The following is a 4,861-nucleotide window of genomic DNA, read 5'->3' on the forward strand; positions in this document are numbered from 1 at the left end:
ACATCAGGGCAACAAAGCCACATACAGAACAAAATGACTTAAGGAATATGACCATGAAATCCATCAAAACTTTTGTTGTAGTTACTGCTCTCTCCATGATGTCTTTCGGTGCCTTTGCTCAGAGCATCAGCGCTACCGCCTCCACCTTGGATCGTGCTGAAGCAAAAATTGCCGCACAGGCCGCTGAACAGGGTGCGTCATACAAAATCACCAGCGCGCAGTTCAATAACCGTGTCCACATGACGGCTGAACTGACCAAATAAGATGGTCGCAGAGGGAGCTGCCGAACAGGTCGCCGGAAGGCGGCCCGTTTCGCCCCTTAACAGGAAAACCCTCTGGCCCCTTCGGGGGCTTTTTTGCGTTCGTCATTTAACATAAAGCCTTAATTGTACGCACCGCTAAAACGGCCTCAGGGCGTTTCTGACGGGAAACCGGTAAAACAGGCAACAAACCACCCGAAAATCCGCCAGAAACGCGCAGGCTCTGTTTTTACGGCATGCATGAGTATGCACGCAAGTGCATAGCGCGAAAATTCACGCCATTCAGCCAGGGTAAGTCCTGTTTCCGGCGTTCTTCCTATCCGAAAACGGTGAACGGGGACGCAATTTATTGCGTGGCCGTGAAGCGTTGCCGGCGCAGCCGGAAAACCGGTTTTCAGCACGATCAGGAATCGGGTTCGTCGACGGCCGGCAATCACGTTATGGCAAGTCGCCGGACGACTCACCACACGATTCACCGGCGATTCGACTCGTGACTTGACTCTAGAGTCGTCCAGGTCAAAAAAACACCAAAATGACGATTCGACTCTAGAGTCAAGTCGTCATAAGTTACTGATAGTCTTAAGTGAGTCGTCGATGACTCTATGACGAGTCGTCGGCAAGTCGTACACGAATCGCCGACGACTTGGATTCACCTTACAGAAAGTAATACTGCGTAATTTAATAACCCACAACTAACTGATATTAATGAGTTATCTTCAAAATTTTAATTTTGCGTGGGGTGTGGGTATTTTTAGTGGTGAGGAGCGTTCAGAGATCTGACGATTTTTGGGAAGGTTCAGGAACTCCCCGAGATGGCCGGAGAGGAAAACTGAAGCATGACGGGGTCAGGATTTTTTCCAGAATTTCCACCATGGCGCCGGGGATTCAGTTAATTTTTCCTGGTGATTTTCAAGAAGGAGCATGGCTTGTTTCAGGCTGTCAATGTGCGAATCCTTGGACAAAAGTAAGGTGTTCAGGTGTTCAATCTCCTGTTTCAGATGACGAATCACCTGTTCACTCTGGTCAGCAGAGGCTGTATCACGCTGTTCAGAGACCTGTCCAGAATGGTGTTCACCCCTCAGTTGTTCAAAGGGACCAAAGACACGTAAAAGCTCTGAAGTATCTACCATTTTCGCATTACGTTCACCGCTACAGGTGGACAGGTCACCTGCTTTAATTAGCCTGTGCAGTGTTGTTCTACTCTTACCCGTCAGTCGGGCAGCCTCACTAATAGACACTCTGGCCATCAGTTACCATCCTGTAATGCATCCAGTCTCGAGGTCAGTGTACGGAAAAGATGCTCCGCATCATCGTGGAGTTTCTCACAAAGGTCAGCCTCAGCATCAAGATCAAGCTCGTTAAGCTTCTCCAGCAGGAGCAGAGACTGATGCTGGATGAATTTAGCCATGTTCAGCGCTGTTTTCTGTTGTTTCGTCATAAGAAGCCTCAGAGCGTCAGTGCTCAATGTAAAACCAGTCTCTTTTCCGCTTCCTCGCTCACTCAGTCGCTACGCTCCGGTCGTTCGGCTGCGGCGAGCGGCAGGAGCATGCATATAAAAGCTCGAGAAGACCGAGCGATCAAGGTAGGGGAAAAGAGGAGGCCGCCACGCGGCCGTTTTTCCATAGGCTCCGCCCCCCTGACAAGCATCACAGAATTTGACGCTCAAATCAGTGGCGGCGAAACCCGACAGGACTATAAAGATACCAGGCGTTTCCCCCTGATGGCTCCCTCGTGCGCTCTCCTGTTCCTGCCATTCGGTTTACCGGTGTCATTCCGCTGTTATGGCCGCGTTTGTCTCATTCCACGCCTGACACTCAGTTCCGGGTAGGCAGTTCGCTCCAAGCTGGACTGTATGCACGAACCCCCCGTTCAGTCCGACCGCTGCGCCTTATCCGGTAACTATCGTCTTGAGTCCAACCCGGTAAGACATGCAAAAGCGCCATTGGCAGCGGCCACTGGTAGACAGGATGTGCGAGAGATGTATTTAGAGTTCTTGAAGTGGTGGCCTAACTGAGGCTACACTGGAAGGACGGATTTGGTGACACGTCTCGCACAAGACTGTTACCACGGTTAAATAATCTGCCAGGATTAAATAACCTTCGAAAAACCACCTGCCAGGGTGGTTTTTTCGTTTCAGGAGAAGATTACGCTGGTGAAGTAAGTCCAGTCAAGAACAGCCACTAAATTGACTTCCCCTATAAATTTTGATATAAAGAACTCAAGAAGTGGCGGTAGGAATGAGCCCCACGTAAAAAAAACAAGCTTCCAAAGAAAGATGTGCGGTAGAGTTCGCCACACGTAAAAAATCCAAGACTCAACGAAAGAAAAGCAAAGCCCTCTCTTACAGAGGGCTTTGCTTTTTTTGTACATTGGTAAAAAGAAAATGCCAATGGATATTAAAGATGAGCAAACAAAATTACATACAGTTAAGGTCTCTTTCCGACCAGTTCTACGCTGACAACAAGGGCCTACAAGAGGCTCTCGACGGCAGTAATGATGGAAAAGTAAGAGGTTACGGGATCGTAGTTATTGATCTCAACGGGTTGATGTTCGGAATTCCCTTGCGAAGCAATTTGAATCATAAATTTGGGTTCATTTCTGAACGTTCAGAGGGGAATAAGAAAGGTTTGGATTACACTAAGGCGCTGTTAATTCAGAAAGAAGAGTATGTATCAAGGGCGTATAAGATACCAACACCAGAGTTCACTCATCTCAATGATAACAAAGAAAAAATACAAAAAGAATTCAAAAAATTCATAGCTAAATACATAGACGCTCACAACAAAAACGATACAAACATCCTGCGAAACTATCGTTACTCTACGCTGAAAAACTATCACAAAGAATTAGGGATAGAGGACTAAAAAGGCGGTCGAAAGACCGCCCTTACCTTCACGCTGCATTCAACTCATCCAACATATGAGTGAACCTCTCATCTATCTCTTTCCACATCTCGTCAGAAAGAGGTTTGTCTTTGTAAGCATGATGTAGAAGACTTAGAACTGCCTGAGAAACACTGCCTTTCTTCTCGATAAGCTTACCAAGATTCTTTCCTTCCTTTTCGAGAGAACGAAAGAAAAGGCTCCTTTCTTGATTAGCAAAGACAAGCTCAGGATCAGCGTAAAGTTGCTCGATATGTTCAGGCTCTATGAAATAGACAGTTTGTACAGTCATTCTTCCTGTTGTTACAGATTTAACAGAGACATTTAGATGACGAATAGGGAAAAAATATTTTTTCTCTAACATCTCAATGATGGCTGGTAAGCGAGTGACTTCAAAGTCAGCTTTGACACTGTTACCAGAACTGGTGAGGTGATGTCCCTCGATCAGCGATGACAAGATCACAACTTGGGAGTCCTGCATCGTGTTGAAAAGCGCAATAGCTTTCAAATGAGATGAGAATTTACTTGCCAGGTTAGCCCTAGCAACTGAAGGTGGTACTGATAATGCTCTCATATCTATAGTCTCATATGTGTTTAAAAACATAACGTTAAGAGACCAAAGCCAATAGCACCGCACCTAACAGAATAGAAAATGTCGTGTTTGCCCCCCTCAAAAGAAACGATTTCTTCTTTATTAGAACGCAAGTTTATGGACATAATGCCGCCCATAACACGCCACCCTTCCAAAGGTAGTGATGTGTTGACCAGAAGGCGGAGTTAGTTGATTGTTTGCCGACGCTCACTAACTCTGCCTTTCCTTTTGGTCTTTCCTATTCATCATCCAGCTTGAAAATGATTACACCTTCACTTAGCTGAGTGAATGAATCATCAGAAAGTAACTTTTTGTTCTCATCCTCATCCTCCGAAAGGCGAGGAAATCCAGGGCGTAAGGTCAACCTAACAGCACATGATGAGTAACCACCGTGCTTGTTTTTTTGCCCAGACACACCAAAGCCACCTTCACTAATTTTCTTAATCATCCACTGATTTTCTTCTTTGTCGTAAAGAATATCGACTCGATCCCCAATGGTGATTCCGGTCTCGTCCATAGCGCTTTTGCTTAAGCGGAAGCCTAACTCTACGGCGCCAGTGCTTTTTTTCGTTTGCGTGGCCGTAACATGCTGCGACTGAATGATCCTTCCAGTCTTCGCTGCCAAATTCGATAGAGATATAAAAGCCATAATGCAATCCGTTTAGACGTCGATCAGTTCTTAATCGATAGTGTACCCAGGGACCCACTCGATCTTCAAGAAATTTCGTATTTTCTCCCAATCGAGATCCAACAAAAAAAACATCAAAAACAGAAAAAACAGAATTTATGCTCGTATCAACACTCGTCAAGGTACGATTCGAGATCGATCTTTATGTTAGTAAAGACTATTTTCACTTTTAGATTTAAAAACACTCAATGCGTAAACATCGAGAAAAACCACTAAATAGCCATGAAACATCCTTCATATCGGGCCTCAGTCGTAGGCATCTAGTCGATGGCCGGTAGATAAGAACCAGAGATCGGAGACGTTCTATCTTTCTTTCTTTTTTTTTGAATGACATCCGCAAATTGTTTCGATTTTAATCAGCTCATGGTCGTCCTATCATTTATCACATCAGGGCAACAAAGCCACATACAGAACAAAATGACTTAAGGAATATGACCAT

At 45.4% G+C, this 4,861-nt stretch carries 7 protein-coding genes; 3 read left to right on the plus strand and 4 right to left on the minus strand.

Going from position 1 to position 4,861, the window contains the following annotated elements; all coding sequences use genetic code 11:
- The first annotated feature begins 53 nt into the window (after positions 1-53).
- A complete protein-coding gene (locus ABLX76_RS13670) occupies positions 54-263 on the plus strand; it encodes a YdgH/BhsA/McbA-like domain containing protein (protein ID WP_042948706.1) in 210 nt (69 codons plus the stop codon).
- Positions 264-1,105: 842 nt separating this feature from the next.
- Here ABLX76_RS13670 and ABLX76_RS13675 read toward each other — a convergent pair.
- Together ABLX76_RS13675 and ABLX76_RS13680 are read right to left on the minus strand one after the other, a co-directional pair.
- Positions 1,106-1,507 (minus strand): helix-turn-helix domain-containing protein, encoded by a 402-nt coding sequence (locus ABLX76_RS13675; RefSeq protein ID WP_042948704.1) that lies wholly within the window; start codon positions 1,505-1,507, stop codon positions 1,106-1,108.
- Positions 1,507-1,698 carry a Rop family plasmid primer RNA-binding protein gene (locus ABLX76_RS13680; RefSeq protein ID WP_042948710.1) on the minus strand — a complete coding sequence of 64 codons (192 nt, stop codon included), beginning with the start codon at positions 1,696-1,698 and terminating at the stop codon, positions 1,507-1,509. Before ABLX76_RS13680 ends, ABLX76_RS13675 begins: the two co-directional genes overlap by 1 nt.
- A 414-nt stretch (positions 1,699-2,112) precedes the next feature.
- Here ABLX76_RS13680 and ABLX76_RS13685 point away from each other — a divergent pair, with 414 nt between their 5' ends.
- Together ABLX76_RS13685 and ABLX76_RS13690 are read left to right on the plus strand one after the other, a co-directional pair.
- The gene (locus ABLX76_RS13685) at positions 2,113-2,274 is read left to right on the plus strand and encodes a replication initiation protein (protein WP_348874670.1); all 162 of its coding nucleotides are present in this window, start codon (positions 2,113-2,115) and stop codon (positions 2,272-2,274) included.
- Between the two features lie 388 nt (positions 2,275-2,662).
- The gene (locus tag ABLX76_RS13690) at positions 2,663-3,124 is read left to right on the plus strand and encodes a hypothetical protein (protein WP_042948703.1); all 462 of its coding nucleotides are present in this window, start codon (positions 2,663-2,665) and stop codon (positions 3,122-3,124) included.
- 28 nt (positions 3,125-3,152) lie between these two features.
- On the opposite strand, the gene ABLX76_RS13695 is transcribed toward ABLX76_RS13690, so the two are convergent.
- Both ABLX76_RS13695 and ABLX76_RS13700 read right to left on the minus strand, forming a co-directional pair.
- A complete protein-coding gene (locus ABLX76_RS13695; RefSeq protein ID WP_181586209.1) occupies positions 3,153-3,716 on the minus strand; it encodes a hypothetical protein in 564 nt (187 codons plus the stop codon).
- Positions 3,717-3,972: 256 nt separating this feature from the next.
- The gene (locus ABLX76_RS13700; protein ID WP_042948707.1) at positions 3,973-4,383 is read right to left on the minus strand and encodes a hypothetical protein; all 411 of its coding nucleotides are present in this window, start codon (positions 4,381-4,383) and stop codon (positions 3,973-3,975) included.
- Positions 4,384-4,861 lie beyond the last annotated feature (478 nt).

Origin of the sequence: Klebsiella sp. JB_Kp004 (assembly GCF_040065795.1) — a bacterium.
Lineage (GTDB): Bacteria > Pseudomonadota > Gammaproteobacteria > Enterobacterales > Enterobacteriaceae > Klebsiella > Klebsiella quasipneumoniae.

What these genes read in the sequence shown, in the direction of transcription:
- ABLX76_RS13670 (WP_042948706.1), top strand. Translation starts at nt 54, where the DNA reads ATGAAATCCATCAAAACTTTTGTTGTAGTTACTGCTCTCTCCATGATG.
- ABLX76_RS13675 (WP_042948704.1), bottom strand. Translation starts at nt 1,507, where the DNA reads ATGGCCAGAGTGTCTATTAGTGAGGCTGCCCGACTGACGGGTAAGAGT.
- ABLX76_RS13680 (WP_042948710.1), bottom strand. Translation starts at nt 1,698, where the DNA reads ATGACGAAACAACAGAAAACAGCGCTGAACATGGCTAAATTCATCCAG.
- ABLX76_RS13685 (WP_348874670.1), top strand. Translation starts at nt 2,113, where the DNA reads ATGCACGAACCCCCCGTTCAGTCCGACCGCTGCGCCTTATCCGGTAAC.
- ABLX76_RS13690 (WP_042948703.1), top strand. Translation starts at nt 2,663, where the DNA reads ATGAGCAAACAAAATTACATACAGTTAAGGTCTCTTTCCGACCAGTTC.
- ABLX76_RS13695 (WP_181586209.1), bottom strand. Translation starts at nt 3,716, where the DNA reads ATGAGAGCATTATCAGTACCACCTTCAGTTGCTAGGGCTAACCTGGCA.
- ABLX76_RS13700 (WP_042948707.1), bottom strand. Translation starts at nt 4,383, where the DNA reads ATGGCTTTTATATCTCTATCGAATTTGGCAGCGAAGACTGGAAGGATC.